Genomic DNA, 26,433 nt, shown 5'->3' on the forward strand with positions numbered 1-26,433 from the left:
CTTTGAAAAAGCTTCGACCGCCACCCGGCTCAACTGGCCGGCCATCGCTTCCAGACTGGCGACCATCAAACAACCTGGAACGACGATGACCGCTTCCCTTCTCCCTTCGACCGATCTCTTCACTCCGTTGACCCTCGGCCCGCTGACGCTGCCCAGCCGCGTCGTGATGGCGCCGATGACCCGGGCCCGCAGCTCGCAGCCCGGCAATGTGCCCAATGCGCTGATGGCCGCGTACTACGCGCAGCGCGCCAGCGCCGCGCTCATCGTCAGCGAGGCCACGCAGGTGTCGCCGCAGGGCCAGGGCTACAGCTTCACGCCGGGCATCCACAGCGAGGCACAGGTCGAGGGCTGGCGCCTGGTGACCCGCGCCGTGCACCGCGCCGGCGGCCGCATGGTGCTGCAGCTCTGGCATGTGGGCCGGATGTCGCATCCGGTCTTCCACGACGGCGGCCTGCCGGTGGCGCCGTCCGCGCTGTCGCCCGAGGCCCAGGTCTGGGTCGCCGACGAGCACGGCGTCGGCCGCATGGTCGATTGCCCGGTGCCGCAGGCGCTGACGACCGACGGCATCCGCGCCATCGTCGACGACTTCCGCCGCGCCGCCGCCAACGCGATGCGCGCCGGCTTCGACGGCGTGGAGATCCACGCCGCCAACGGCTACCTGATCGACCAGTTCCTGCGCACCACCTCCAACCATCGCGACGACGCCTACGGCGGACCGCGCGCGCATCGCCTGCGCTTCCTGCTGGAAGTCGTCGACGCGGTGGCCGCCGAGGTGGCGCCCGAGCGCATCGGCGTGCGGGTCGCGCCCTACATCACCGCCCGCAACATGGCCTGCCCGGACATCATCCCGACCATCCTCGAGGCCGCCGCCGAGCTGTCGCGCCGCGGCGTGGGCTACCTGCACCTGGCCGAGGCGGACTGGAACGACGCGCCGCAGGTGCCTGAGGACTTCCGCCGGGCGCTGCGCCGGGCCTTCGCCGGCCGGATCATCGTCGCGGGCCGCTACGACGCCCCGCGCGCCGAGACGCTGCTGGCATCGGGGCTGGTGGACCTGGTCGCGTTCGGGCGGCCGTTCATCGCCAATCCGGACCTGCCGGCCCGGCTCGCGGGCCGCCTGCCGCTGGCGAGCTTCGACGCGCAGGCGCTGTTCGGCGGAAGCGCGGCCGGCTACAGCGACTACCCCGCGATCACCGCGACCTGACCCCGCGTCCTCCCCATTCGTGACGGAGTCGGCGCTTCCCTCGCCCGGCAGGGGGAGGGGCGGCCCCCGGGCTTCAGCCCGGCGAGGGATGGACGATGTAGAGTCCGGGCCGCCCGCGTTACAACTTTCAGACATGTCGAGCGCGGCCGGTCCTCCCTCCGCTCACCGCGCCCCTTCATGCGTGTCTGTTCACTGTCATCGGTCAAGAACCGCATCGTCCTCGGCCAGCCGCTCGCCTTCAGCGTGCGCGACGCCGACCGGACCTTGCTGCTGGCGCGCGGGCAGGTCATCGCCGATGAGGCCCAGCTCCGTGCGCTGATGGGCCGCGGCGCGCTGGTGGAGGTCCACGAGCTGACCGAGGCGATGCGCCAGCCGCAGCCGACGCGCTCGCCCGCCTACCTGCGCGACCGCCTGCCCGAGGAATGGGACCGCGGCATGCAGGACGTGCGCAACGCGCTGTCCGCCGCGCCCGACCGCATGGCCGACGCGCTCGACGGCGCGACGACGCTGCTGCTCTCGCTGATCGACAGCTCGCCCGAGGTGGCGCTCGCCCAGGTGGTGCGCCAGCCCGGCACGGGCACCGGGCATTACGGCGTGACGCACTCCCTGCACGCCGCGACCGCCTGCCAGGCGGCGGCGCGCTACCTCGGCTGGGGGCCGGAGGACCAGCGCCGGGCCTTCCAGGCCGCGCTGACGATGAACCTGGGCATGCTGGACCTGCAGGCGCGGCTGTCCAGCCAGGTGTCGCCGCTGACCTCGATGCAGCGCGACGCCATCCATGAGCACCCGATCCGCAGCGTCGAGATGCTGAGCGCCGCCGGCATCGACGACCACGACTGGCTGGAAGCCGTGCTGCAGCACCACGAGACGCCGGACGGCCGCGGCTACCCGCACGGCATCGGCGACATCGGCGAGCTGGCCGAGATGCTGCGCTACGCCGACGTCTACACCGCGCGGCTGAGCAGCCGCGCCAACCGGCCGGCGATGAGCGCGGCGCAGGCCGGCCGCGAGCTCCACCAGATGGCGGCGCAGAGTCCGCTGGCGGCGGCGCTGATCAAGGCCTTCGGCATCTTCCCGCCCGGCAGCCTGGTGCGACTGGCCAGCGGCGAGGTCGGCCTGGTCGTGCGCAATGGCGAGAAGGCGCATCGCCCGATGGTGAGCGTCTTGACCAATGCCAATGGCGAGCCCCGGCACACGCCGGTGCTGCGCGACAGCAGCCGCGACGACCACGCGGTGGTCGCGCTGCTGCCGGCCAACGCCGCGCCGATCCGCCTGTCCGACGAGCGCATCGCGACGCTGATCGCCGGCGCCTGAGGCATTGCCGGCGCGGCACCGGCTCACTCTTGCTTTCGGCCCACCCCGATGGGTGGCACCTGTCGGGGGCCGCCTTCCTATGGGTGGACGCCTTGGCGCGCCCGCCCGCGCAGACTGCGACCCGTTCGATCAAACGGGGGATGCATGTGAGGCGCGAGCTGGAACTGAAGTCGGGAACGTGGCGGGCGGTGGTCGCGCCGGCCCGGGGCGGACGCCTGCGCTGGCTGGGCCAGGCGCGACCGGGCGGCCACGAGCCGTGGCTGCGACCGCTGATCACCGAGCGCGGCGCGCTGGTGGGCGGCGCGGCGGCCCGGCTCGAGGCGCCGACCGAGGTGGCCGAAGGCATGGACGCCCTGGTCCCGGACCCGATGACCTTCGACCAGCCCTGGCAGGTGACCCAGCAGTTGCCGGACCAGGTGACGCTGATGCTGCATCCCGGCCGCTCGGCGCCCGGCACCTGGGGCTTCCAGGCGAGCCAGACCCTGCGGCTGGACGAGCATCGGCTGGAGTGGTCGCTGTCGGTGCGCAACCTGAGCCGCATGCCGCTGCCGGCGCGCTTCGGCTGGCTGATGCACTTTCCCGAGGATTTCGCCGACGCCGCCTGGCTGGACGACACCATGGACCTGGTGCGCCGCATCGAGCGCGGCCGCGTCGAGCTGCGCGAGCCCTGGTGCGGCGTCGCCTCGCTGAGCGGCGCGGGCGGTCGCCTCGTGCTGGCGCGCGCGGCCGCGCCGCTGGACACGCTGCGCTTCGAGCGCCATCCGACGCGCAACTCAGTCCAGCTGGGGCTGTGGACGGCGGACGCGCCGCGGCTGGCGCTGCTGCCGCGCGGCGAGGAACTGACGCTGCGCCTGAGCCTGGACCTGCTGCTGCCGCGCCTGCCGCCACTGCCCACGGGACCATCCGCGGGGCCGCTGATCCTCTGAGCGCGGGCGGCGCCGGGCGGCCCGGCCCCTATACTGCCGCGCGCCGCGCTGCTGCCGCGGCGCCCCCGTTCATGCCGCCGTTGCCGTCCCTCGCCGCCTTGCGGCCCTACCTGCGCGACGCCTTGCGCGACGACCTCGTCGCCGCCGTGGTGGTCAGCGTGCTCCTGATTCCCCAGAGCCTGGCCTACGCGATGCTCGCGGGCCTACCGCCGCAGGTCGGCCTCTACGCCAGCCTGCTGCCGCCGCTGTTCTATGCGGCGCTGGGCTCCAGTCCCTTCCTGAACATCGGCCCGGTCGCGGTGCTGGCGCTGATGATCATGCAGACGCTGCAGCTGGCGCCGGCGGGCGTCAGCCCCAGTGAGGCCGCGCTGGTGCTGGCCGCCGAGGTCGGGCTGTTCCTCGGTGCCGCGGCGCTGCTGCGCCTGCATGCGCTGGCCGCGCTGCTGTCGGTGCCGGTGCTGCACGGCTTCGAGTCCGGCGCCACCATCGCCATCGCTGCCAGCCAGCTGCCGGTGCTGATCGGCTCGGCCGCCAGCGGCGGCACGCTGCCGGAGCTCTGGCGCTCGCTGAATGCCCACGGCTTCGACGGGCGCGGCGTCGCGGCGCTGTTCGGCGTCGTCTCGCTGCTGACGCTGGTGGCGGTGCGGCGTCTGCCCAAGGGCTTCGTCTCGCGCATCGCGCCGCTGGCGGTACTGCTGGCCGGCATCGGCATCGCCTGGGCCTGGGACCCGCAAGGCCTGCCGCGCGTCGGCGAGCTGCCGCCGCTGGCGCTGGCCTTCACGCCGCCGCGGCTCGATCCCGAGCTCTGGACCGCGATGCTGCCCGGCGCGGCGCTGATCGGGCTGCTGGGCTATGTCTCGAGCCTGGCGGTCGCGGAATCGCTGGCGCGCCGGGTCGGGCAGCGCGTCGATGCGCGGCGCGAGCTGATGGGATTGGCCGCGGCCAACCTGGCGGCGGCGGTGTCCGGCGGCATGCCGGCGGCGGCGAGCTTCTCGCGCAGCGTGCTGATGAGCGACGCGGGCAGCCGCACTCGCATGACCGGCGTCTTCGTCGCCGCGCTGATGGGCGTGGTGCTGCTGACGCTCTCCCCGCTGCTGGCCTGGGTGCCCAAGCCGGTGCTGGCGGCCAGCATCATGGTGGCGGTCCTGTCGGGGCTGAAGTTCGGCCCCTATGCCGACGCCTGGCGCTACGCGCGCGCCGAGGCGCTGCTGATGGTGGCGGTCACGCTGCTCGTGATCTTCGTCGGCATCACCGCCGCGCTGGGCCTGGGCGTGGCCGGCGCGATCGCGCTGCTGCTGCAGCGCAGCGCGCGGCCGCATGTGGCCCTGATCGGCCGCATCGCCGGCACCGAGCATTACCGCAACGTCGAGCGCCACCAGGTCGTGCTCGACCCCGAGGTGCTGGGCCTGCGCATCGACGAGAGCCTGCTGTTCCTGAACGGCCGCAGTCTCGCCGACGTCGTCCAGGCCCACCTGGACACGCACCCGACGACGAAGCGGGTGCTGCTGCAGATGTCGCCGGTCAACGCCATCGACTTCAGCGGCCTGAGCGCGCTCAAGGAGCTGCACGAGACGCTGGAGCGCCAGGGCCGCCGCCTCGACCTCAGCGAGGTCAAGGGGCCGGTGCTGGACCGGCTCAAGGTCAGCGGCTGGGAGTCCTGGTTCCGCGGCCGGCTGTACCTGTCCCACCACCTGGGCATGCAGGACCGGGAAGGGCGCTGATCGCTCGCGCCTCCCGGCGTCAATGCACGTCGTTCAGATGCCCATGCCTGCGCGGGTCCGGCATCAGGAAGCAGACGAGGAAGGCGAACAGGCACATCACCGAGACGTAGACGTAGAACGCGCTCTCGACATTCGCCGCCTTGAGGCTGAGCGCGACGTACTCCGCCGAGCCGCCGAAGATCGCGTTGCCGATCGCATACGAGAGCCCGACGCCCAGCGCGCGGATCTCGGGCGGGAACATCTCCGCCTTGATGAGGCCCCCGATGGAGGTGTACAGCGACACGATGGCCATCGCCACGACGATCAGCCCGAAGGCCGCATAGGGGCTGTGCACGCCCTTGAGCGCCGACAGCAGCGGCCAGGTGCCCAGCGCCCCGAGCAGGCCGAACCACAGCATCGAGGTGCGCCGCCCGATGCGGTCCGACAAAGCGCCGAACAGCGGCTGCATGCACATGTAGACGAACAGCGCCGCGGTCATCACGGTGCTGGCCACCTTCTTGTCCATGCCCACGCTCAGCACCAGATATTTCTGCATGTAGGTGGTGTAGGTGTAGAAGGCCAGCGACCCGCCCGCGGTGAAGCCCAGCACGATCAGGAAGGGCTTCATGTGCTTGCTGAACAGCTCGCGCATCGATCCCGCTTCCTTGCGCTCGAGTTGCTCGGCCTTGGCGGTCTCGGCCAGCGAGCGGCGCAGGTAGAAGGCGATCACCGCGGTCGCGGCGCCCGCCACGAACGGGATGCGCCAGCCCCAGGCGTGCATCTGGGCGTCGGTCAGGGTCTGCTCCAGGATCGCCACCACCAGCACCGCCAGCAGCTGGCCGCCGATCAGCGTCACGTACTGGAAGGACGCGTAGAAGCCGCGCTGTCCGCGCAGCGCCACCTCGCTCATGTAGGTGGCGCTGGTGCCGTACTCGCCCCCCACCGACAGCCCCTGGAACAGCCGCGCCAGCAGCAGCAGGGTGGGCGCCATCACGCCGATGGTCTCGTAGGTCGGCATGAAGGCGATGGCCAGCGAGCCGCCGCACATCATGAGGACCGAGATCATCATGGCCGTCTTGCGGCCCTGCTTGTCGGCGATGCGGCCGAACAGCCAGCCGCCGATCGGCCGCATCAGGAAACCGGCCGCGAACACGCCCGCGGTGTTGAGCAGCTGGACCGTCGGATCGCCCTTCGGGAAGAAGGCGTGCGCGAAATAGATCGAGGTGAAGGCGTAGACGTAGAAGTCGAACCACTCGACCAGGTTGCCGGAGGAGGCGCCGACGATCGCCAGGATGCGATCGCGTTTCTCGTGCGGCGTGTAGTGCCCGGGCTGGCCGGACGCCGGCGGCATCGCACCGCCGGTCAGGGGAGGAGTCTTGGCAGTCATGCCGGCAGACTACTCCCGCGATGGAAATCCCTCACGTCCGGTTCGGACGAACCGAACGCCACGCGCACCGCGGTCGGGCTAGCCCACCTCGGCGACCGCCAAGCGCACGCCGAAGGCCAGGAACAGCGCGCCGATGCCGCGGTTGAGCCAGCGGCCCAGCGCCTGCGCCCAGGCCTGACCGCGCGCGCGGGCACCCGCGGCGGCGCTCGACCAGGCCAGCAGGTGGCACCACACCAAGCCGTTCACGTTGAAGATCGCCCCCAGGAAGAGGAAGGCGGCGGCCTTGCTCGGCGCGTCGGCCGAGATGAACTGCGGCACGAAGGCCAGGAAGAACAGCCCGACCTTGGGGTTCAAGACATTGGTCAGGAAGCCCTGCGCGAAGATCTGGCGCAGCGGCAATGGCGCCGGCGGGGGCATGCCTTGGAGGGATCCGGGGGAGCCGCTCTCCGCCGCCGCGGCGCGACGCTTGAAGAGCATCCCCGCGCCGAGGTAGATCAGGTAGGCCGCGCCGAGCAGCTTGACCACGGTGAAGGCCGCCGCCGAAGCGGACAGCAGCGCCGACAGTCCCAGCGCCGCCGCCAGTACATGCACGCAGGTGCCGGCCCCGATGCCCAGCGCGGCGGCGGAGCCGGCGCGGAAACCCTGGGTGGCGCTGCGCGCCATGATCAGGAGCGAGTCCGGACCGGGTGTCATGTTGAGCAGCAGCCCGGAGGCGATGAACAGGCCGAGGTCGTGGGTACCGAGCATCGAAGGCGTCTCCCGAAAGGCCGACATCATGCCTGCCCCCTCGCCCTTCCCACCGGCGCGGCGGGCGCCATGCGCCATCACGCCCCTTCCGGGGGACGCCGCGCGCGCTGCGCCCGGGAATATCGGCCGCCGCCGGCGCGAATGCCGATTGTTCCGATCTTTTCAACGGAGTGTTGCAAGCGAACGGATTTAAGGGTCAACCCTTATCGCTCATAGTTCAGCCCATCGACACATCGAAACCGCTCCAGGAAATCTCCACCAGGCGACGACTGAAACCTCCGGGCAACCGGCGGAATTCAAGAGAAACCCAGTGGCATCCCAAGCGCAATCGTCGGGTCGAATCCTCCACCCCGTGCCCCTTCGCTGATCGCCCTGGGACCGAAACCGAAAGGAAAGATCATGAGCACCAAGAACATCCTCGCTTCCGTCCTGTTCGCTTCCGCCGCCCTGGTGGCCGGCAGTGCGATGGCCAACGACAACCCCCACACCCAGCCGGTCAACACCCCCAGCGCCGTGAGCCGCGCCGAAGTGCTGGCCGACCTGGAGATCTACCGCGAATCGGGCCTGGCCGCCGTCGAGCAGTCGGAGACCTACGGCTACGACAACGCCCGCCGCGACGCCGCCAAGGCGCGTTACGCCGAACTGCGCAGCTCGCCGTACTACGCGACCCTGGTGAAGAAGTTCGGTGGCAGCGCCCCGGCCACCGCCGTCGCCGGCCGCTGAGCGACTCGTTTCCTGTCCCCTCCTGAGAGAACTCGAACAATAGATTCCTGAGAGCGATTTTTGGGTCAAGGGCTTCGGCCCTGGTCGGCGGCGGTTCTCCGCACTCCACCCTCCTGTCCGTCGCCGACCGCCTATACCCCCCTCGGATGAGCCAACGCTCGCCGAGGGGGTTTTCTTTTGCTTAAGTCGGCTTTAAGTTGAATTCAGAGTGACGCACGAATCGATACTCGTGTCGATCGAGGAGATATTCAATCGATATTCGCCCCGGCGCGCTGAAGCGGGGCGCCAGAACGCGGCGCAAAAGGCCGATTCGGAGCGGAACGCGCACGACCGTGCGGATTCCCCGAGAATCGCCCGTCGGCCCGCCAGCAGTCCCCCATCTCCCGGGCCGCCAGAGCGAGGGTGTCGATGGACCGGATCGTGCAAATGCGGGCGTTCGCCCGGGTGGTGGAAACCGGCAGCTTCACCAAGGCGGCCGACTCGATGGACCTGCCCAAGGCCAGCCTGACGCGCCTGGTGCAGGCCCTGGAAGCGCGGCTGCGGGTGCAGCTGCTGACGCGCACCACCCGAAAGGTGAGCGTCACGCAGGACGGCGCGGCCTATTACGAGCGCACCATGGCCCTGCTCAGCGAGCTGGAGGCCATCGACCAGGGGATGCTCCACGACCAGAGCAAGCCCCGCGGCCGCCTGCGCGTGGACGTGACGACGCTGACCGGCTCGCGGGTGCTGATCCCGGCGCTGGCGGACTTCCATGACCGCTACCCCGACATCCAGATCGCGCTGGGCGTGAGCGACCGCGCGATCGACCTGCTGGTCGACAACGTCGATTTCGTGCTGCGCGTGGGCGCGGTGCAGGATGCCGGGCTGGTGGCCCGGCGGGTCGGGCAGATCCAGTTCTGCACCTGCGCCGCGCCGGCCTACCTCCAGAAGCACGGCACGCCGCTGGCGCCGCAGGACCTGGACCGGGAGCCGCACCAGGCGGTGGGCTACTTCTCGTCGCGCACCGGGCGGGTGTTCCCCTTCGTCTTCCATCGCGGCGACGAGCGCGTCGAGATCGAAGGCCGTCGGCGGCTGGACGTCAACGACAGCAACGCCTATGTCGCGGCCGGCCTGGCCGGCCTGGGCGTCGTGCAGCTGGCCCGGTACGCGGTGCAGAACCAGCTCGACAGCGGCGAGCTGGTGCCGCTGTTCCCCGAATGGCATCACAACGCGGTGCCGGTCTACCTGGTCTATTCGCCCAACCGCTATGTCTCGGCGCGCATGCGCGTCTTCATCGAGTGGGTGGCGGAGACGCTGGCGAATAAGGGCCTCGGGCCCGATTGACGCGAGCTCAGACGGTCCCGGCGGGCGCGCCGCCGGAGCGGCCCACCAGCCACATGACGACCAGCGCCAGCAGCAGCACCCACACCATCACGATCGCGCCGGCCACCTTGAGGTTGCGCGGCAAGCGGCCGCGCTGCGCGGCGGCGCGCTGGCGCGCCCGGGCGATCACCGCCGGCGGCATCAGGCGCAGCACCAGCCAGAAGCCCAGCGGCACCAGGATCAGGTCGTCGAGCAGGCCCAGCACCGGGATGAAATCCGGGATCAGGTCAATCGGGCTGAGCGCGTAGGCGGCGACCGCGATCGCGACGAGGCGCGCCAGCCAGGGCGCCTCGGGATCGCGGGCCGCGTAGAAGACGGTGAGCAGCTCGCCCTTGAGCAGGGCCGCCCAGCGTTTGAGGGATCCGCGTTTCATCCGCGCATCATGCCCTCATCGTGCGAGCGAGGCTCAGTCGGCCCAGATGACTTTCCGGCGCTGGCCGATCCAGTTTTCCAGGCGCGGGCCGTAGACCTCGTCGACCCGGTTGCGGCGCACCTTGAAGGTCGGCGTGATCAGGCCGTTGTCGACCGTCCACGGCGTGGCCGTCACGATCAGGCACTCGAGCTGCTCATGCGGGTCCAGGCGCGCATTGACCTTCTCCAGGTGGGCGGCCAGTTCCTGCTCGAGCGCGCCGCGGTCGCGCGCGGCGGCCTCGGGCGACAGCATCGCGATGCCCACCGGCTGCGCGAAATTGGCGCCGGTCACCGCGCAGGCCTCGATCGCGGGATGCGTCGACAGCCGGTCCTCGATCGGCGCCGGCGACACGTACTTGCCCTTGCTGGTCTTGAAGAGGTCCTTCACCCGGCCGGTGATGCGCACGCAGCCCGCCAGCGCGCCCTTGTCGGAGATCTCCGCCTTGTCGCCGGTGTGCAGCCAGCCGTCGGCGGTGAGCGTCTCGGCCGTCAGTTCGGGCTGCTTGTAGTAGCCCAGCATCAGCGCCTGGCTCTTCATCTGCAGCTCGCCGGTGATCGGATCCAGGCGCACCTGCACGCCGTCGTAGGCGGGGCCGACGCTGCCGATCTGGTCCTGGCCTGGCACGGTGATGTGGGACAGCGCCAGGTTCTCGGTCATGCCGTAGCCCTCGTTGATCGGCAGGCCCAGCGCGCGGTACCACTTCAGCAGCGCGACCGGCATCGGCGCGGCACCGCCGGCGGCAAACTTGCATTCGTCCAGGCCCAGCGCCTTGAGGATCTTCCGGCGCACCAGCTTGCCGATGATCGGCAGCTTGAGCAGCCGCTCGAGCTTGGGCTGCGGCACCTTGGCCTGCACGCCCTGCTGGAATTTGGTCCACAGCCGCGGGACCGAGAAGAAGACCGTCGGCCGGGCGCGCTGCAGGTCGGCGGCGAAGGTGTCCAGGCTCTCGGCGAAGTACACCGTCATGCCGGTGTGCAGCCAGCCGTGCTCGACCAGCGCCCGCTCGACCACATGCGCCAGCGGCAGGTAGGACAGCATGCGGTCGGACTCGGTCAGCGGGATGCGCTTCAGGCCCGAGCCGATCGCCCAGGCGAAGTTGCCGAACGAGTGCATCACGCCCTTGGGCGCGCCGGTCGTGCCGGAGGTGTAGATGATGGTGGCCAGCTCATCGGCGCCGCGGGTCGGCTTGCCCTTGAGCGGCGGCGTCTCGGCGCAGATCGCGTCCCAGTGGTCGTAGGCGTCCTGAGCGTCCTCCGGCGAGACCGGATAGGAGATGCACGGCAGCCCCAGCGGCACGCCGGGCCGCATGCCTTCCCAGCCGTCGAGCTTGCCGACGAAGAGCAGCTTGGACTCGCTGTGGCTGAGGATCTGGTGGATGGTGTCCGCGGCCAGCGTCGGGTACAGCGGCACGCTGACGTAGCCCGCCATCCAGATGGCGAGGTCGCTCATCAGCCACCAGGCGCAGTTCTTGGACAGGATGGCGACACGCGCGCCCGGTTCCCAGCCCTGCTCCAGGCCCAGCGTCTTCAGGTGGGCGGCCATGCGGCGGGCCTGGTCCGCGACCTCCTTCCAGGTGAAGTCCTTCACCACGCCGCCGCCCATCGGCTGGCGCAGCGTGACCCGGTTCGGCGTGTCGAGCTCCCAGGCGTACAGGCGTTGCAGCGCGAGGGAATCAGCCGGCAGGCGGGTCGTGGACATCGGGGGTCTCCTTGTTGTGATGGTGCTGAAACCGGACGGAATCAGCGCCGGAGACTACGCCGGCCCGCGCGAGGCAACGAGCGGGTTTCTTCGATGACCGTGATCGACTTGGCACCCTAAACCAGGGTTTCCTTTGGACACGGGGGGTAGACGCTCAGCCCTTGGCGGCCGCCGCCTCGAGTTCCGCCGCGACCAGCGCCTCGAGCGCCGGCAGCAACAGCTCGTCGCCCACTTCTCTGGACACCGGCGCGCCATCGAGCGCCGCAGCGCCTTCGCGCTTGAGCTTGGTGACCCACTGGCCGGCTTCCTTGCCCTGCGGCAGGCCGGCGCTCTGCAGCAGCAGCGTGCCGTCTGCCGCGAGGAGCTTGAAGTAGAAGAGTCCGTCGGACTCGCGGTACTGCTTGAACGCGGGGACGGTCGACTTGGCCTTGACCGCCTGCGCGACCGGAGCGGCCAGCGGCTGGAAGCGGCGCAGGCCGACGGCCTCGCGGGCACGGGCCAGCAGCGGCGCGGCGATGGCGCGGGCCTTGGCGGCGCCCTCCATCAGGATGGCCTCGATCTTCTCGGGATTGGCCATCAGCGCGTCGTAGCGCTCGCGCATCGGGCCGATCTCAGCGTCGACCAGCGCGAACAGCTGGTCCTTGGCCTCGCCCCAGGACAGGCCGCCGTGCAGCGCCGCGCGGAAGGCCTGGCGCTGCGCCGGCGTGGCGAACGCGTCGTAGATCTGGACCAGGTGCGAGCCCTCGGTCTCCTTGGGCTCGCCGGGCAGCCGCGAGTCGGTCACGATCTTGGAGATCGCCTCGCGCAGCGCTTTCGCGCCGCCTTCGAACAGCGGGATCACGTTGTCGTAGCTCTTGGACATCTTCCGGCCGTCCAGGCCCGGCAGCAGCTCCATCTCCTCGTCGATGCTGGCCTCGGGCAGCACGAACAGCTCGGCCTTGAACGTGTGGTTGAAGCGCTGCGCGACGTCGCGCGCCATCTCGATGTGCTGCGCCTGGTCCTTGCCGACCGGCACGCGATGGGCGTTGAACATCAGGATGTCCGCAGCCATCAGGATCGGATAGCTGTACAAACCCATCGTGATGCCGGCGTCCGGGTCCTCGCCCGCGGCGACGTTGGCATCCACCGAGGCCTTGTAGGCATGGGCGCGGTTCATCTGGCCCTTGGAGGTGACGCAGGTCAGCAGCCAGGTGAGTTCAGGGATCTCGGGGATGTCGCTCTGGCGGTAGAACACCACCCGGCTCGTGTCCAGGCCGGCGGCCAGCCAGGTTGCGGCGATCTGCAGGCGCGAGGCCTCGATGCGGGCCGGCTCGTCGCACTTGATCAGCGCGTGGTAGTCGGCCATGAAGAAGAAGCTCTCGACGCCGGGCTCGCGGCTGGCCGCGATGGCGCGGCGCACCGCGCCGACATAGTTGCCGAGGTGCAGGGTGCCGGTGGTCGTGATGCCGGTCAGGACACGCAGGGTCATGGGAGCTCGTCGCCGTCGTTTCGCAAAACGGCGATTGTCCCGCAAAGGCGGGTCGGCGCGGGCCCCCTCCAATGGCGATGCGTTGGGGGAGGCGCCGGGGGATGCGTGGAGGGAGCCCTTGAGGGGGATGCCGGGGGAGGCGCGTCAGCCCAGCGTCGCCATCGGCTCGCCCAGGCGCACCGCGCTGCCGGGCTGCCAATGCGCGTTGAACTGCATCGGCAGATGCTTCGGGAACAGCATCACGACGGTCGAGCCGAGCAGGAAGCGGCCCATCTCGGCGCCACGCTCGTAGCTGAAATGCTCGTTCTCGTAATGCCAGGTGCGCGGACGGCCCGGTCTTGGCGGATTGACGACGCCATGCCAGACCGTGGCCATCGAGCCGACGATGGTCGCGCCGACCAGCACCAGCACCCAGGGGCCGAACTCGCCTTCGAAGAGGCAGACCACGCGCTCGTTGCGCGCGAACAGGCCCGGCACGCCGCGCGCGGTGAGCGGGTTCACCGAGAACAGGTCGCCCGGCACATGGACCATGCGCACCAGGCGGCCGCCGCAGGGCATATGGATGCGGTGATAGTCCCGCGGGCTGAGGTAGATCGTCGCGAAATGGCCGTCGCGGAACTGCGCGGCCAGGTGCTGGTCGCCGCCCAGCAGCGCCGCCGTCGAATACTGGTGGCCCTTGGCCTGGAAGAGCTGGTCCGCGCGGATCGGGCCGAACTGGCTGATGGCACCATCGACCGGGCAGATCAGCGGCGCATCCGCCAGGGGGCGAACGCCGGGCTTGAGTGCGCGGGTGAAGAACTCATTGAAGCTGGCATACGCTGCGGGATCGGACTCGGCCGCCTCGGCCATGTTCACGCCGTAGCGGTCGATGAAGCGCCGGATCGTCCAGGTCGTGAAGCCGCCCAGTTCCGCGCTCGCCAAGCGCCCGGCCAAGCGCGTCATGGCCAGCTTGGGCATCAGGTATTGAGGCAGGACGGCAAGGCGATCGGACACAGCGGTGGGCCCCCGGAAGGGCGGGAAAAAGGGTGGCGGATTCTAGGCGGGCAAGGAACGGTCCCGCACCCGGGTTGGTCCCGGGCGGCGCACGTCCCCCGGTACCATCGCGGTTTCCCTCTTCTGCACCCCTCTGCCCCCCCCGATGGCCGCCCCCGAGCACCAGCACAGCTCGTTTTACAAGTTCGTCCGCCTGAACGACACGACCGCGCTCGCCCAGCGCCTGCGCGAGCTCAACCAGACTCTCGGAAACGCCATCGGCGGCAACCTGCTGCTGGCGCCCGAAGGCATCACCGGCGCACTCGGCGGCCCCGTGCCGGCGCTCGACGCCTACGAGGCCGCCTTGCGCGCCGAGCCACCCTTCGCCGACCTGCACTTCAAACGCAGCTTCTGCACCACGCGGCCGTTCACGCTGCTCAAGGTGCATGAAAAGCCGGAACTCGTGGCCTTCGGACTGGACGGCGTCACCGGCCTGGCCGACCCGCGCGACACCCACGTCTCGCCAAGCGAATGGCGCGAGCTGATCCGGCGAGACGACGTCGTCGTGCTCGACAACCGCAACCACTTCGAGTTCACGCTCGGCCATTTCGAAGGCGCCATCGACCCCGGCGTGCGGCACTTCCGCGACTTCCCCGCGTACGTCGAAGCGCACGCGGAAACCTGGCGTCGCGAGGGGAAGACCGTCGCGATGTACTGCACCGGCGGGATCCGCTGCGAAAAAATGTCCGGCTGGATGGCCCAGCGCGGCTTGACGGTGCGGCAGCTCGATGGGGGCATCCTCAACTACTTCGAACAGATGCCCGATGCCGAGGTGGATTGGCGCGGAGAGTGCTTCGTCTTTGACAAGCGCATCGCGATCGACACCCAGCGGAGGGAGACCGATACGACGGCGGAAGAGGTCTATGGGGACGATCCGGCCGAAGCCTGGCGGTTGGCGCGGGCGAGGCGCTTGGATCCCTCGAAAGGCTGATCGACTCCGTTGGGCCAGGCGCGGGCACTCCACGACGCGGGGGGCATCACGTCCGTGAACCCCCCGCATCGTTCCGGCCCCACAAGCACTCGCTGACGGCGGGCCTTGGCGAAGCGGCCGGGGTGGTCGCCGGCGAGGTCTTTCGTGAGCGCGGGACGGGCGCTCGCTGACGTCGGGCCTTGGCGGAGCGGCCGGGGCGGTCAGCCGGTGAGGTCTTCCGTCAGGCGCAGGCGGCGGGGGTTGCGGATGTCGATGACCGCGGTGTGGGCGGCCTTGTCGTGCAGGCCCTGGCGATTGGCGTCCCACAGGATCTGCAGGAAGCCCATGCCGCCCGTGGTGGCGCCGGCCGCGTAGCCACCGTAGCGGCGCACGCAGAGCATCGGCTTGAGCGGCTTGCCGGTGAGCTCGACGATGCGCAGGCCCATCAGCTTCTTGCCCGGCGTCTGGCCCGGCCAGATCAGCGGGAAAGCAACGAAATACGCAAAGGCCCAGGCCAGGTTCAGGCCCACCAGCTCCCACCAGTGACGCAGCTTCTCGATCGGCGAGCGCTTGGCCTCGTCCTTGAGCTTGCGGACCTCCTCCTGCAAGGCCTTGATGCGCACCCGGTCAGCCTTGCGTTGCAACTCGCGGTCGTGCTCGAGCCGCGCCAGATCCAGCTCGCCCGCGCTCGCGGCCGAGGCCGCCGCGGCGACCGCTGCCTTCACCAGGTCCTTCGTCTCGGCGCCGGCGTCCTCGGACTCGTCGTCCGAGCGGTCGTTCCGGTCAGGGGAAGCGGCGGCGACGGCCTCGCGGCGCGCCTGCTTCGTCGGCTCGTCGATGTGCTCCATCGTGCTCGAGTACAGCCCGAACGCGACCAGGCACAGCGCCGGCGCCCAGCCGAGCCAGCCGCTGTCCGCACGCAACTCGCCGCGCGAGGCGCGCTGGTGCTTGTGCCAGCGCCACGCGATCCAGCAGAAGCCCGCCAGCAGCGGCGTGTTGCCGAAGTTGGAAAGCACCGTCACCAGGGTCACGTCGACCGCCATCGCCTTGGCGCGCTGCCACGGCGAGGCCAGTGGCAGGCCCAGCAACGCGGGCGCGACGTTGAGGTCCTCAGGCGTGATCCAGTCGCGCGGGTCCTGCGGCGCCTCGCCGGTCGCAGCGCTTGGGGCGGTCGGGGCAGCGCGAGCGGGAACCGCAGCGGAGGCGACAGTTGCCGAGGCGACGGCTGCGGCCGCCGTGGTGGTAGAGGCGGTAACGGCTGCGGTGGCGGTGGTGGGGAGGGAAACGGGCGCCGGGCTGTCGGGCAGCGCGGGGGCGGCAGCCGACGGGGATGGATCGACGGGCGTGGTCATGGGCCGGCATTGTCGCGAGGGGGACCCGGCCCGCAGGCCCATGACTTCCCCTAGCGGCGACGCAGCGAGCGGGCGGAAGTTTTCCTCCGGCGCCGGAAGGGACGCGCGCTGGCGGGCGGTCCGGCCGCGTTGCAAGATGTCGCCCCATGTCCCGACCGGGCGCCGGGCCATCGAACGACCCCCGATAATTCGCGCTCGCCCACCGATTCCCACCGCGCGCTCCGCGCCAGGCCATGTCCAATCTCATCGTCCACGGCGGCTCGCCCCTGAAGGGCCGCATCGTTCCCTCGGCCAACAAGAACGCCGTCCTGCCCATCCTGTGCGCGACGCTGCTGACCCGCGAACCGGTGCGGCTGCACGGCGTGCCGGAGATCACCGACGTCAAGAAGATCCTGGAGGTCTTCCGCAATCTCGGCAGCCATGTCGCCGTGGACTTCAAGAGCGGCGTGCTGGACCTGCATCACCGGGACACCCACTTCGACGCGGCCAAGGACCACCTGCCCGAGGAGATGCGCTCGTCGATCATGCTGGTGCCGGGCCTGATGGCGCGCTTCGGCGCCGCGCGCATCGAGGACGACGTCAAGGGCTGCACGCTGGGCGCGCGCGAGATCGATCCGCACGTGGAGGTCTTCGAGCGCTTCGGCGCCAGCGTCGACCGCGCTGCCGACGGCCTGCTGCTGCAGGTCCCCGGCCAGCTCAAGGCCAACGACCACTGGACCGACTACGCGTCCGTGACCACGACCGAGAACTTCGTGCTCTGCGCCGCGCTGGCGCACGGCACCTCGACGCTGATGAACGCGGCCAGCGAGCCGCACGTGCAGGAGTTCTGCCAGTTCATGCAGATGCTGGGCGCCAGGCTCGAGGGCCTGGGCACCTCGCGCCTGACCATCCACGGCGTGAAGGAACTGGGCGGCGGCGAGTTCACCTTCGCCGAGGACTTCCACGAGATCGTGACCTTCCTCGCCCTGGGCGCCATCACCGGCGGCGACGTGAGAGTCAAGAACTCGCATCCGGAACAGTTCCCGCTGATCGACCGCACCTTCGCCAAGTTCGGCGTCCAGATCGTCCACGAGGACGGCTGGTCGCACGCGGTGGTCGACGGCAAGCTCAAGGTCAAGGAGCCCTTCACCCGCAACATCCTGCAGAAGGTGGAGGCGGCGCCCTGGCCCTACCTGCCGGTGGACCTGCTGCCCATCTTCGTCGCGCTGGGCGTCAAGGCCGAGGGCAGCGTGATGTTCTGGAACAAGGTCTACGACGGCGCGATGGGCTGGACCACGGAGCTGTCCAAGTTCGGCGCCCATGCCTTCCTCTCGGACCCGCACCGGATGGTGACCTTCGGCGGCAAGACGCTGAGCCCGGCCGAGGTCGAGAGCCCCTACATCATCCGCGTCGCGATCGCGCTGCTGATGGTGGCGGCCAGCATCCCCGGCAAGTCGGTCATCCGCAACGCGACGCCAGTCCGTCGCGCGCATCCGCAGTTCGCCGAGAACATCACCCGCCTCGGCGCCAAGGTGGAATGGGTCGACGGCGACTGATCGCCGCCTGGGCGATCCTGACGGCGGCCTGCGCCGCCGCGCAGCCGACGCCGCCGGGCGCGACACGCGGCGCGACACCGGGAGCGACAGCGGCCGCTCCCTCCGCGCCGCCCGTGCTGCGCTGGCTGGTGCAGGACATGCCGCCGCACTTCGCCTACCGCGACAAGCGGCCGCCGCAACGCGTCGAGGACCTCGGCGACGGCGAGGTCGACGGCTTCCTGCGGCTGCTCATCGAGCGCATGCCGCAGTACCGCCACGAGTTCATCGAGCTGAGCCTGCCGCGTTTCGAGGCCCAGGTGCGCCAGGGCGAGACGATCTGTTCCGTGCTGCACGTGCGCACGCCCGAGCGACTGCAGTGGCTGTACTTCACCACGCTCCATCCGCCGATGCTCTCGCGCCAGATCCACGTGGTGGTGCGCCGCGAGGACCTGGCGAAGTTCGCGTCGAACGGCCAGCCCCTGCAGCTCGCCGACCTGCTGCGCCGCACCGACCTCACCGGCCTGCTGCCGCGCGACCGCAGCTTCGGACCGCGCATCGACCGCCTGCTCGCGGAGCATCCCGAGCGGGCGCCGCGCTCGGTCGTCGCCGGCCGCGGCGCCCATCTGCTGCCGATGCTGCGCGCCCGGCGGATGGACTACACGCTCGAGTACCCGGTGACCGTCGACGACTTCAGCGCCAGCCACGCGGGACCGCCGGAGCTGGTCAAGCTGCCGCTGGTCGAGGGCCGCAGCACCCTGGTGGCCACCGCCGGCTGCAGCCGCACGCCGGACGGCCGGCGCGCGATCGAGGCCATGGACCAGGCGGTGCGCCAGCTCGCCGCCGACCCGCAGCGCGAGGCCTGGATCAAGGCCTGGCGCAAGGGCACGCCGATCGACGCCGACGACCTGCAGCGACTGAACCGCTTCCTCGACGAACGCGCGCGCGGACCCGCACAGATCGAGTGATCGCCCGATCGAACGACCGCCCTCCTCAGGTCCCCTCCCGCCCACCGACCTCGCTCGCCGGCCCCGCTCACCGGTCCCGCTCACCGCCCCCTCGACGCTTTTCGACGACCCGCCATGGCCCGCCCTCCCAAGCTCGACCTGCCGTTGCGAGACGGTGTTGCCGCGAGCGCGCTGGCCTGCCCGCCGGGGTCGTGGCCGCTGGTGCTGGACTTCCTGGCCGAGCGGCTGCCGCTGGTCGCGCGCGACGACTGGGCGGTGCGGATGGAGCGTGGCGACGTGCTGGACGACGCCGGCACGCCGCTCGCACCGAACGCACCTTACCGGGCGCAGCGGCGCCTCTACTACTGGCGCTGGCTCGCGGCGGAGCCCGAGGTCCCGGGCCAGGTGCGCGTGCTGCATCTGGACGAGCACCTGCTGGTGGCGGACAAGCCGCACTTCCTGCCGGTGACGCCGAAGGGCCGCTACGTGCAGCAGACCTTGCTGACGCGGCTACGCCGGGAGACGGGCTTGGCGGACCTGAGTCCGATCCACCGGCTTGACCGCGAGACCGCGGGGCTGACCTTGTTCTCGGTCCGGCCCGCGACGCGTGACGCCTACCAGCGCCTTTTCCGTGATCGCGATGTGGAGAAGGTCTACGAGGCGATTGCCCCGTGGCGCGACGAGGTCGCCGCGCGGCTCCCTTTCGACTATGAGAGTCGTCTCGAGGAGCATCCGGTGGACTTCATGCAGATGCGCACGGTGGCGGGCGAGCCGAACGCACGCACGCGCATTGCGCTGCTCGAGCGCCTGGCCGCGGACCGCGCCCGTTACGAGCTGCGGCCGCACAGCGGCGTGAAGCACCAGTTGCGAGCGCAGCTGTGCGCGCTGGGTCTGCCCATCGAGGGCGACCGCATCTATCCGGTGCTGCGCCCGGTCGAGGACGAGGTGGATTTCAGCCGGCCGCTGCAGTTGCTGGCGCGCGAGATCGCCTTCACCGATCCGATCAGCGGCCAGCCGCGGAAGTTCGTGACTTCCCTGAAGCTGGCCGGGTCCCCCGCGCCTGGATAAGGCCCGAGTACCACGATCTCACTGGGCCCGGACCTGGATAAGGCCCGAGCGCCTGGATCTCACTGGGCCCGGAACAGGGCTTGGGGTTCCCGGACGGGACGCCCCATGCCCTGTGATGGGCCGCGCTTGGCGACGGCACGCGAGCACCGCCAGCAGGGCGCTCAAGCGCCTCGCCCGTCTTTACGTCGAGCGCGCCCGCTCAAGCCGTCAACGCATCGAGCCGCCGCAACGCCGCCAGGGTCGCACGGCAAGCGCTCGCGAGCTCGGTGCCCTTGACCACCAGGTGCTCGTGAAAGAACCCGTGGTGCGTCGCATGCTCGTGGAAGGCCAGCGGCGTCAGCACCGCCGAGAACACCGGCACGCCGGTATCGAGCTGCACCCGCATGAGCCCGTCGATGACGGCTTGCGCGACGAAGTCGTGGCGGTAGATGCCGCCGTCGACGACCAGCGCGCAGGCGAGCACCGCATCGAACTGCCCGCCGCGGGCGAGTTTCATCGCATGCAGCGGGATCTCGAAGGCGCCGGGGACCTCGAAGGTCTCGACGCGAACGGGGCCTGAAGCCTCGAGGCCGCGGATCGCGGCCTCCCGGCATCGGCCGACCAGGTCGGCATGCCAGCTCGCGGACACGATGGCCACGCGGGGGACGGCGGAGGAGGGGGAGTGGAGGGGGGTCTGATTCATGTGAACCCTTTGCAAGGTGGAACGATGAATCAGGGCGCGCACGCACAACGCGGCCGCCCGGCGGCGCAGGCGCGAACGCTTGCGCCGGCCCGCGAGGCCGACGATGGACGCGATCTCTTTCATCCGGACTGTGACCGTCGGCCCTGGCCTCTCACCAGGTCTGCTGACCCCGGCACCGCAAGGGCGATGCTGGGCGCTCGCGGGCTCCCGGGATCGACGGCCTGACGACCGCGTCCCGGATACCGCCGGTGGGGACTTCCACCCCGCCCTGAGAACGCTGCCCCTCGCGCCTTCGGGGGAAAGCGCGGCGGGGCGGGCGGATTCTAGGCAGCGCGGCGCGGCGTCGATGTCGCCTCGGCGCAAGACCCTGAAGGGAAGGGTCGGTGGGGCGATCCTCGATCCGCCGACGGCCCGTCCGGATCGCCGCGGGGAACGCCGGGCGACGTCCCGCTTGGAGTTTCCCCGGGGAAAGCGCCGGGCGCGGCTCGGCACAATGGCTCGACGGTGACTTGACGGCGACCCGCCGCGACTCCGGTCGCGGCCCTGGCATCCACCCATGACCCACAAGGCCATCCGCATCTCGCTCGGCGCGCGCCCGCTGCTGGCGCTGCTCGCGCTGGGCCTGCTGCTGATCGTGCTGTCCAGCGGCTGGCAGCTGCGCCAGACCACGCTGCAGCGCGCCGCGGAGACCGGCGCGGAGCTGAGCGCCATCCCCCTGATGTATGCCGGCCCCCTCGCCTACAGCCTGCAGCAACGCCCCCAGAAGCCGGAAGCGGTCCATGGCCTGCTGCATCACATCCTGACCCGCCACAAGCTGCGCCGCGTGGAACTGCGCACGCCGGACGGCGAGCAGTTCCGTGCCCTGTCCGACGACGACGGCGAGCCCGGCGAGAGCGCCGAGTTCTCCCTCGCCGACACCGGCGAGCTGCGCCTGCAGGCCACCGCCGCGACCGTGCTGGATACCCTGCGACGCGATCCGCTGCTGCGCAGCACGCTCATCCACCTGGCCATCGCGACGGCGCTCGGGCTGGCCGCGGTGCTGCTGCTGGACCGCTGGGTGCTGCAGCAGTTGCGGCGGCTGTCCGAGCAGGCCAGCCGCTTCGATCCGACACTGCCGCCGCCCTCGCCGTTCTGGCCGGAAGCCCACGAGCCGCGACCGCGCGAGCTGCTGCAGCTGGAGCAGGCCATCGACCATGTCCGCACCTCGCTCGGCGACGAGCTGCATCGCGAGCAGTCGCGTGGGCGCGAGATGCGCGAGGAAATCGCGCGCCAGCATCGAGCCCTGCAGCAGGCGGAGCGGTCGCTGGAGGCCAAGCGCAGGGAGCTGGCCTCGATGGAGCGGCACGACGCGCTGACGGGCATCGCGAACCGGCGGGAGTTCGACGCGGCGCTGCGGCGCGAATTCAAGCGCGCACAGCGCGATCAGGGCCGCCTGGCCTTGGCGATCCTGGATATCGATCACCTGAAGCCGTTCAACGCGCACCACGGCCGCGGCGCCGGCGACGAGGTGCTGCGCCGCCTGGCCCGATTGCTGGCGGAGCATTTCCAGCGCGACACCGACCTGGTCGCACGCCTGGGCGGCGAGGAGTTCGCCGTGCTGCTGCCCGGCCTGGACGCCGAGGCGGCGCAGGGGCTGATGGAGACGCTGTGCGACGCGTGGCGCTCGCTCGCGGTGCCGCATGGCGCGCTCCCCGACGGTGCACCGGACGAAGGCATCGTGACCCTCAGCGCCGGCCTGGCGGCCTCGCAACCCGGCCATCCCTACCTGAGCCCGCAGGCGCTGATGCAGGCGGCCGACGAAGCCCTCTACCTGGCCAAGCACATGGGCCGCGACCGGCTCTGCCTGGCGTCCTGAACCCGTCTTCCCAAACGGAACGGCCGCCCCGGAGGGCGGCCGTCGTGGCAACGGGCGCGGCGCGACCGGAGCGGTCGGCGGCGGCGCGATCAGCGGCCGCGCGATTCCGCCTGCTGGAGCTGCTCCTCGACGCGGCGCGCGGCGCGCAGCATCAACGTCTCGTCGAGCTGCGCCTGCGGAGCGATCTCCATCACCGTCTCGTCGAGCGATTCCGGCTTGTTCATCAGCGTCCAGGCGACCAGCGAGATCGCGCCGACGCCGCGGCGCTGCATGGCCTCGGGCATCTTCAGCTCGTCCTGCACCTGCACGTGGTATCTGACGCTGGCCACGGCGGCGGGCGCCAGGCCCCAGCTCTCGCACAGGGCCGCACCCAGCGCGTCATGGCTGACGCCGAAGGCGGTGTGTTCCAGCTGGACCAGTTCCTTGTCGCTGCCGGCGGCCCGCAGCATCGCCGGGTAATGCCCGGGCGCGTGGCGGTAGAGCACCGCCTTGCCGCATTCCTCGAACAGGCCGGCCGAGTGCGCCGCCCAGGGATCGACCCCGAGCATTTGCCCCATGCGGCCCATCAGCAGGCCGCGCTTGGCGGCGCGAGACCAGACCGGTTCAAGCTCGACGGCGGGCGGGAAGGCGGCGCGCAGGCCCATCTCGAAGGTGATCGCGGCGACCTCGCGCATGCCCAGGTAGGTCAGCGCCTGATGCACCGTCTGGACCCGGCCACGCAGGCCGTAGAGCGAGGAATTCACCGCCTTCAGCACGGCGGCGGCCAGCGCCATGTCGGTTTCCACCAGGGAGGAGACGGCCTGCAGGTCGATGTCCTCGTCCGCCATCAGCAGCGAGAGCTTGACCAGCACTTCCGGCTGGGTCGGGATCTCGATATCCAGCGCACGCAGTTGAGGATCGACAGGCATGGTGAGCAGCGGTTGTTTGGTCGGATGGTAGCCCGGGCGGCGGGACGCCGGCATCCCGCCTTTGGCGGACAGCCGGTGACGAGTTGTTCACGGGGCGTTTGGCGTTCCCGGGTACGGTGTACGCCGGCGGCCGCGGCGAGGTCCGCGGCGCAGTGTCAGCGCAGGAAGGCGTCGTAACCCGTCTTGAGGATCAGCAGCGACACCACGACGACGAACATGCCGCGCACGAACCCGGCGCCCTTGGCCAGCGCCATGCGCGTGCCGACCAGGCTGCCGAGGACGTTCGCCACCGCCATCACCGCGGCGACGTGCCACCAGACGTGGCCCTTGGCCGCGAACAGCACCAGCGCCGCGAAGTTGGTCGCCGTGTTCAGCAGCTTGGCGGTCGCGGAGGCGTGCAGGAAATCGAAGCCCAGCAGGCGCACGAAGAGAAAGACGAAGAAGCTGCCGGTGCCCGGGCCGAAGAAACCGTCGTAGAAGCCAATCGTCAGGCCGATCGCGCTGGCGATGAGCGTCTGCGTCGTCGTCTCGTGACGGGGGGCATGGTGCCGGCCGAGGTCCTTCTTCGCCAGCGTGTACAGCAGCACGCCGAGCAGGATCGCCGGCAAGGCCTTGCGCAGCCCGCTCGGATCCACCTGCGTCACCGCCCAGGCGCCCGCGAAGCTGCCGACCAACGCGGCGCCCGCCGCCGGCATCAACGCCAGCCAGGGGAGCGACACGCGCTTCGCATATTGATGGGTGGCCCAGGCGGTCCCCCAGATGGCGGCGCCCTTGTTGGTGCCGAAGAGGGTGGCCGGCGCCGCATTGGGATAGACGCTGAACAGCGCGGGAACCAGGATCAACCCGCCGCCGCCCACGACGGCATCGACAAAACCGGCCAGCAGCGACGCGACGGCCGCGGTGAACAACTCGATCATGAACAGCGATTCGCAAGGGCAGGGGCAGCCTCGGTCGCCAGGCTGCGGACATGGGCCGCGAACGATCGCTGGGAACGCACAACACCGGACCCCGAAAACAAAACGGGCACCTGATTCAGGTGCCCGCGAATTGTGACAGTGTCACTGCGATTCGTTGGTGTTGGTTTGATCTGTTTGTCTCCTCAGCCCCCGTAGGCAACCCCCTTGGCGTCGGCTTGTCGCTGGCGCGGGACGGGTGTCGCGTCGAGTGGGATGGATGCTAGGACCCGGTCCCCATGCACGCACTTGGGGTTTTCACCCGGCGCATGCACCAAGATGGAACGGTTAGCCGGCCCTCACTTGCGCAAAATGGCCCCAACGAAAACGATTTGCGAACATCGCACGCCGCACTGTTCTCGCTCGTGGGCGAGGGCCGCCAGTGTGGCGCGAAGGTGTCATTTCCCTGAAACATGGGGGTGGTGCGCGCGCTGGCGGGCTGTTCTTTTTTGCGTGGCGGGAACTTTTGGAGCGGCCCGCGCAATACGGTCATGCTGCGAGACGCGGTCTCGCGCTGCCGAACTCCTTGGCGACCGCCGGTCGCCGCTCCGCCACCGACGCAACGACCACGCCGAACGCCGATGAGCTTGTGGACCCGCCTGGCCGGCCGCGCCCGCCCGAACCCCGACGCCGAGCCCGGCACCCGTTCGGCGTCGACCTCCTGCGCCACCAGCGCGGCGCTGGTGCGCCGCCTGCGCCAGGGCGATGCCAGCGCGCTGGAGCCGCTGTATCGCAGCGAGTCGCCCGGTGTCTATCGCTACGCGCTGGCCCTGTGCGGCCAGGCCGACTGGGCGGCGGACGCGATGCAGGAGGCCTTCGTGCAGTTCGCCGGCCGGCCCGAGGGCTGGGACGCGGGCCGCGGGACGCTCGGTGCCTACCTCGCCGGCATGGCCAGACATCACCTGCTGGGCCGCTGGCGAGACCGCCCGGTCGCCCATGACGAGACCGACGCCGAGACCGCCGGCGACCCGGCCGAGGCGCCCGAGCAGCAGCTGGTCCGCGCGCAGGACCATGCGCGCGTCTGGGCGGCCCTGGCGCAGCTGCCCTGGACCTTTCGCGAAGCGGTGGTGCTCGTCGACCTGCAGGAGCGCCCCTATGCCGAGGCGGCGCGCATCGCGGGCGTCGAGCTCAACACGCTGCGCAGCCGGCTGCACCGGGGCCGCGCCCGGTTGCTGGCCGCCTTGCAGGACGAGTGCCGGCCCGGCGCCGACACCGCCGCGTTCGACCGTTCATCGAAGTCCGCATGATGAAGACCACCGACCCCTCCCCACCCCGCACCGCTCGCTTGGCCGACTGGCTCTGGGCCGTCGCGCAGGACCTGAGACAACGCGCCCCGTCGCGCGAACGCGATGACGCGGTGCTCGACGCGATGCGGCGCCAGTTCGACACCCGGCAGAAGGCCGCCAAGGCCGGCCGGTGGCGCTGGGCGTTGGCGGGGCCCGCGCTCTGCGCGTCGGTGCTGGTCGCCTGCGTGTGGCTGCTGGGCTCGGCGCCACCGGGGGAGTCCGGCGCCACCGTGATGGGCAACCCCGGCAGCGGCTTCATCGTGCTGGTGTCCGCGGACCGCTGGGCTGCCTATGAAAAGGCCGGCGCGAGCACCGCCTGGCTCGTTCCCGCCGAAGTGCCGCGCGAGCGGCTGGCCCTGCTGGGCCTGCCTTACGACCCCACGGACGCCGCAGCCCCAGTGCGGGCGGAACTGCTCGTCCATGCCTCCGGCGACGTGCTCGCGATGCGCGTCATGCCCTGAACCGACCGACGTCCTCATCGCTCGACATGGATCGCCCTGCCTCTTCATTCCCGCTGCCCTGTTTCCTGGAGACCGCCATGAACACCGCCTTCCCCCCACTCGCAGCCCTCACCCTGGCGTTCGCCGCCACCGCGGTCCCCGCGCAGCCAGCGCCCGCCCCCGACGCGCGACCCGCGCCTCAACCGCATGGGTCGGCTTCGCCGCGGCCGTCGCCACCTTCTCCGCCCGCGATGCCCGCCGTCGTGCCGCCCATCCCGCCGACGCCTCCGGTCCCCGACGTCGCCGAACTGATCGCCGAGGCGGGCGTCGCCACGCACATCCTGAGCGCCGAGCGCGTCGTCAAGGGTGCGCCCTACTGCGCGCAAGCCGTGCATGAGACCGTCCAGGCCCTGGCCGACGGCAACCGCATCGTCCGGCAGCAGACCAGCCAGCTGTGCCGGGACGGCGAGGGCCGCACGCGGCAGGAGGTGGAACGCCAGGGCCGCAAGATGGTCTATCTGCGCGACGCGGTCAGCGGCGAGAACTGGCTG

The 26,433-nt window shown here is 70.7% G+C and carries 23 protein-coding genes and 1 riboswitch; of the genes, 13 read left to right on the plus strand and 10 right to left on the minus strand.

Annotated elements, in window-relative coordinates; translation table 11 throughout:
* Positions 1–85 precede the first annotated feature (85 nt).
* The 4 genes from ACTJKJ_RS09195 to ACTJKJ_RS09210 all read left to right on the plus strand — a co-directional run bounded on the left by ACTJKJ_RS09195 (position 86) and on the right by ACTJKJ_RS09210 (position 5,162).
* A complete protein-coding gene (locus ACTJKJ_RS09195) occupies positions 86–1,201 on the plus strand; it encodes an alkene reductase (protein ID WP_440820242.1) in 1,116 nt (371 codons plus the stop codon).
* 177 nt (positions 1,202–1,378) lie between these two features.
* Entirely contained in the window at positions 1,379–2,515 is a 1,137-nt protein-coding gene (locus ACTJKJ_RS09200) for an HD-GYP domain-containing protein (RefSeq protein WP_440820243.1), read from the plus strand.
* A 140-nt stretch (positions 2,516–2,655) separates the two neighbouring features.
* Entirely contained in the window at positions 2,656–3,441 is a 786-nt protein-coding gene (locus ACTJKJ_RS09205; RefSeq protein WP_440820244.1) for a hypothetical protein, read from the plus strand.
* 71 nt (positions 3,442–3,512) lie between these two features.
* Entirely contained in the window at positions 3,513–5,162 is a 1,650-nt protein-coding gene (locus tag ACTJKJ_RS09210) for a SulP family inorganic anion transporter (RefSeq protein WP_440820245.1), read from the plus strand.
* Positions 5,163–5,181: 19 nt separating this feature from the next.
* On the opposite strand, the gene ACTJKJ_RS09215 is transcribed toward ACTJKJ_RS09210, so the two are convergent.
* Both ACTJKJ_RS09215 and ACTJKJ_RS09220 read right to left on the minus strand, forming a co-directional pair.
* Positions 5,182–6,528 (minus strand): MFS family transporter, encoded by a 1,347-nt coding sequence (locus ACTJKJ_RS09215; RefSeq protein WP_440820246.1) that lies wholly within the window; start codon positions 6,526–6,528, stop codon positions 5,182–5,184.
* Positions 6,529–6,606: 78 nt separating this feature from the next.
* A complete protein-coding gene (locus ACTJKJ_RS09220; RefSeq protein ID WP_297380925.1) occupies positions 6,607–7,275 on the minus strand; it encodes a LysE family translocator in 669 nt (222 codons plus the stop codon).
* A gap of 399 nt (positions 7,276–7,674) precedes the next feature.
* Here ACTJKJ_RS09220 and ACTJKJ_RS09225 point away from each other — a divergent pair, with 399 nt between their 5' ends.
* Together ACTJKJ_RS09225 and ACTJKJ_RS09230 are read left to right on the plus strand one after the other, a co-directional pair.
* Positions 7,675–7,998, plus strand: coding sequence for a DUF4148 domain-containing protein (locus ACTJKJ_RS09225; RefSeq protein WP_221211165.1), 324 nt, complete (start codon positions 7,675–7,677; stop codon positions 7,996–7,998).
* A gap of 426 nt (positions 7,999–8,424) precedes the next feature.
* The gene (locus tag ACTJKJ_RS09230) at positions 8,425–9,321 is read left to right on the plus strand and encodes a LysR family transcriptional regulator (protein ID WP_440820247.1); all 897 of its coding nucleotides are present in this window, start codon (positions 8,425–8,427) and stop codon (positions 9,319–9,321) included.
* 7 nt (positions 9,322–9,328) lie between these two features.
* Here ACTJKJ_RS09230 and ACTJKJ_RS09235 read toward each other — a convergent pair whose 3' ends face one another.
* The 4 genes from ACTJKJ_RS09235 to asd all read right to left on the minus strand — a co-directional run bounded on the left by ACTJKJ_RS09235 (position 9,329) and on the right by asd (position 13,931).
* Complete coding sequence (locus ACTJKJ_RS09235) at positions 9,329–9,733, minus strand: YkvA family protein (RefSeq protein ID WP_440820248.1); 405 nt, start codon at positions 9,731–9,733, stop codon at positions 9,329–9,331.
* Positions 9,734–9,766: 33 nt separating this feature from the next.
* Positions 9,767–11,470 (minus strand): AMP-binding protein, encoded by a 1,704-nt coding sequence (locus ACTJKJ_RS09240; protein ID WP_091730058.1) that lies wholly within the window; start codon positions 11,468–11,470, stop codon positions 9,767–9,769.
* 154 nt (positions 11,471–11,624) lie between these two features.
* Positions 11,625–12,938, minus strand: coding sequence for a tryptophan--tRNA ligase (locus ACTJKJ_RS09245; protein ID WP_440820249.1), 1,314 nt, complete (start codon positions 12,936–12,938; stop codon positions 11,625–11,627).
* Positions 12,939–13,082: 144 nt separating this feature from the next.
* Positions 13,083–13,931, minus strand: a complete 849-nt coding sequence (gene asd, locus ACTJKJ_RS09250; RefSeq protein WP_440820250.1) for an archaetidylserine decarboxylase — start codon at positions 13,929–13,931, stop codon at positions 13,083–13,085.
* 145 nt (positions 13,932–14,076) lie between these two features.
* Between asd and trhO the strand changes: the two genes are divergently transcribed.
* The gene (gene trhO, locus ACTJKJ_RS09255; RefSeq protein WP_440820251.1) at positions 14,077–14,901 is read left to right on the plus strand and encodes an oxygen-dependent tRNA uridine(34) hydroxylase TrhO; all 825 of its coding nucleotides are present in this window, start codon (positions 14,077–14,079) and stop codon (positions 14,899–14,901) included.
* 200 nt (positions 14,902–15,101) lie between these two features.
* Here the strand turns inward: trhO and ACTJKJ_RS09260 are convergent, their stop codons facing one another.
* On the minus strand, positions 15,102–16,232 hold the full coding sequence (locus ACTJKJ_RS09260; protein ID WP_440820252.1) for an RDD family protein: 1,131 nt from the start codon (positions 16,230–16,232) through the stop codon (positions 15,102–15,104).
* A gap of 233 nt (positions 16,233–16,465) precedes the next feature.
* On the opposite strand from ACTJKJ_RS09260, the gene ACTJKJ_RS09265 reads away from it, so the two are divergent.
* The 3 genes from ACTJKJ_RS09265 to ACTJKJ_RS09275 all read left to right on the plus strand — a co-directional run bounded on the left by ACTJKJ_RS09265 (position 16,466) and on the right by ACTJKJ_RS09275 (position 19,758).
* On the plus strand, positions 16,466–17,767 hold the full coding sequence (locus ACTJKJ_RS09265) for a UDP-N-acetylglucosamine 1-carboxyvinyltransferase (RefSeq protein ID WP_091730040.1): 1,302 nt from the start codon (positions 16,466–16,468) through the stop codon (positions 17,765–17,767).
* Positions 17,749–18,711, plus strand: a complete 963-nt coding sequence (locus tag ACTJKJ_RS09270) for a TIGR02285 family protein (protein ID WP_440820253.1) — start codon at positions 17,749–17,751, stop codon at positions 18,709–18,711. Before ACTJKJ_RS09265 ends, ACTJKJ_RS09270 begins: the two co-directional genes overlap by 19 nt.
* Before the next feature lie 114 nt (positions 18,712–18,825).
* Positions 18,826–19,758, plus strand: a complete 933-nt coding sequence (locus ACTJKJ_RS09275; RefSeq protein WP_297380896.1) for a pseudouridine synthase — start codon at positions 18,826–18,828, stop codon at positions 19,756–19,758.
* 199 nt (positions 19,759–19,957) lie between these two features.
* Here ACTJKJ_RS09275 and ACTJKJ_RS09280 read toward each other — a convergent pair whose 3' ends face one another.
* Entirely contained in the window at positions 19,958–20,440 is a 483-nt protein-coding gene (locus tag ACTJKJ_RS09280; protein ID WP_091731838.1) for a 6,7-dimethyl-8-ribityllumazine synthase, read from the minus strand.
* Positions 20,441–20,547: 107 nt separating this feature from the next.
* Positions 20,548–20,720: riboswitch (FMN riboswitch) on the minus strand.
* A 276-nt stretch (positions 20,721–20,996) separates the two neighbouring features.
* Here ACTJKJ_RS09280 and ACTJKJ_RS09285 point away from each other — a divergent pair.
* On the plus strand, positions 20,997–22,295 hold the full coding sequence (locus ACTJKJ_RS09285; protein WP_297380893.1) for a GGDEF domain-containing protein: 1,299 nt from the start codon (positions 20,997–20,999) through the stop codon (positions 22,293–22,295).
* Between the two features lie 89 nt (positions 22,296–22,384).
* Here ACTJKJ_RS09285 and ACTJKJ_RS09290 read toward each other — a convergent pair whose 3' ends face one another.
* Together ACTJKJ_RS09290 and ACTJKJ_RS09295 are read right to left on the minus strand one after the other, a co-directional pair.
* Positions 22,385–23,203 (minus strand): HDOD domain-containing protein, encoded by an 819-nt coding sequence (locus ACTJKJ_RS09290; protein ID WP_297380890.1) that lies wholly within the window; start codon positions 23,201–23,203, stop codon positions 22,385–22,387.
* Positions 23,204–23,358: 155 nt separating this feature from the next.
* Positions 23,359–24,120, minus strand: a complete 762-nt coding sequence (locus ACTJKJ_RS09295) for a sulfite exporter TauE/SafE family protein (RefSeq protein WP_091730025.1) — start codon at positions 24,118–24,120, stop codon at positions 23,359–23,361.
* A gap of 617 nt (positions 24,121–24,737) precedes the next feature.
* Here ACTJKJ_RS09295 and ACTJKJ_RS09300 point away from each other — a divergent pair.
* Together ACTJKJ_RS09300 and ACTJKJ_RS09305 are read left to right on the plus strand one after the other, a co-directional pair.
* A complete protein-coding gene (locus ACTJKJ_RS09300; protein ID WP_297380885.1) occupies positions 24,738–25,403 on the plus strand; it encodes an RNA polymerase sigma factor in 666 nt (221 codons plus the stop codon).
* A complete protein-coding gene (locus ACTJKJ_RS09305) occupies positions 25,400–25,903 on the plus strand; it encodes a hypothetical protein (RefSeq protein WP_297380882.1) in 504 nt (167 codons plus the stop codon). The genes ACTJKJ_RS09300 and ACTJKJ_RS09305 overlap by 4 nt, the downstream gene beginning before the upstream one ends.
* Positions 25,904–26,433 lie beyond the last annotated feature (530 nt).

Origin of the sequence: Roseateles sp. 22389, assembly GCF_052044995.1 — a bacterium.
Classification (GTDB): Bacteria; Pseudomonadota; Gammaproteobacteria; order Burkholderiales; family Burkholderiaceae_C; genus Roseateles.